This is a genomic window from Ideonella sp. P3_A4 (assembly GCF_056403075.1).
Genome location: NZ_JBFUGE010001014.1, coordinates 1 through 1,477 on the forward strand (window position 1 = coordinate 1; position 1,477 = coordinate 1,477).

General features: G+C 67.8%; 1 protein-coding gene. It reads right to left on the reverse strand.

The window, feature by feature from the left end; translation table 11 throughout:
- Nucleotides 1-1,201, reverse strand: a 1,201-nt coding sequence (locus AC1DYI_RS35380) for a hypothetical protein (RefSeq protein WP_477208769.1), incomplete at its 3' end; no start/stop codon positions are given.
- Nucleotides 1,202-1,477: the final 276 nt, after the last annotated feature.

Consider the following 1,477-nt stretch of genomic DNA (forward strand, 5'->3'; position numbering starts at 1 on the left):
CGAACCTTGCCGATCGACGCGGTGCGCGGCCAGGAACCTTCGGCGAACCGGTGGCCGCCGTCTTCGGCGATGTGTTCGCCGCGCCGCCGCCGGTCGGCTCGTCGCCGAATGCCTTGCGCTCGGAGCTGCGCTTGAACAAGTGCTCGAGCTCCAGGCGGGTCCGCATCAGGGTCGACTGCGCGCGCGCCTGGCGGAAAGACCGGTAGGCGAGCAGCTTGTCGTAGGCCAGCCTGGCTTGCAACGCGTCGGCGGCCCGCCCCAGCCCGACCAGCGCCAGGTACTCCAGCTCGCGTTGGCGAATGCGGGTGCTGAACTCGTTGTTCGTGTCTTCCGCCTGTCGCAGCGCTTCCAGCATGTCCAGCGCTTGTTGGCTGTCGCCTTGCGCCAGCAGCAACTCGGCCCGCAGCAGTTGCAGGTGCCGCCAGTGCGCATTCAGGCCCGCGGCCTCGGCGTCCTTCGCCGCGCCGTCGAGCTGCACCCTGGCCTTCTTGTAATCACCGCGCCGCAGGCTCAGCTCGGCCCGGTGGAGCTGCACATAGGTCACGATGCGCAAGTCCTTCAGGCCGACCGCCTGGCGCATGGCGCGGGTCACGCTGACCTCGGCGTCCTGCATGGCCGACTGCTCGGCCTCGTCGTCGCCCGCCTCGCGCGCCATGCGCGCCAGCTCCAGGCACAGCGAGGCGTGGTTGCAGCGCATCGTCGTTTCGAGGCGCTGCTCTGAGTGGGGCCGGTCAAACTCACTGGTCAGGACGGACAAGATCCGCTGCGCAGCCCACGGGTCGCCCAGCAGCAAGAAGGCAGACGCCGCCGTGCCGCGCGCACGCACGTAGTGAGACAGGCTGCCCAGCCGCGAGGCCAGGCCCAGCAGTTCGGTCAAGTGCTCAAGGCACTCTTCGTAGCGGGTCGATTCACCCGCGGCCACCACCGCGACGGCGAGGACCGCGAAGCGCTGGTCCAGCGTGGACTCGACGCCCGGGTCCACATGCTGCAGGAACGAGCGTGCCCGTGTGAGGCATTCGCCCAGCTGGCCCAGGCGAAAGGCCGCCAGGCAGTGCAAGTGGTCAATGGACGCCACCAGCGTGCATGGCAGCGCGCCGCGTGAAATCGGCTCAAGGAGCTCGACGGTGGCGATCAGGCGGCCCTGTTCGAAATGCCGCTGCGCCAGCTCAAATTTTTCGGCAACGCGATCTATGGAATCCATTTGCATGTCAGTGGCGCCCAGCGTTGCAGTGTGCGCAAGATCAAGCCATCCCGCGTCTGCGGCATTTTCATGGCCTGTTGGCCCGGATCGGCGGCTGCTGGCCCATGCGTATGCCGCATATCGCACATTGGAGCGGGGTTTTCTTCTTGCCTCGGGCCAACCCGGCGCGATCGCCCTGCCCGCCGGCTTCAAGCTGCTTGGGCGTTAGGATCTCTCGACGCCGCCCGCGGCCTTCGAGCCCGTCGGCCAAAACCATTCACCGAGGCCGTGTCATGC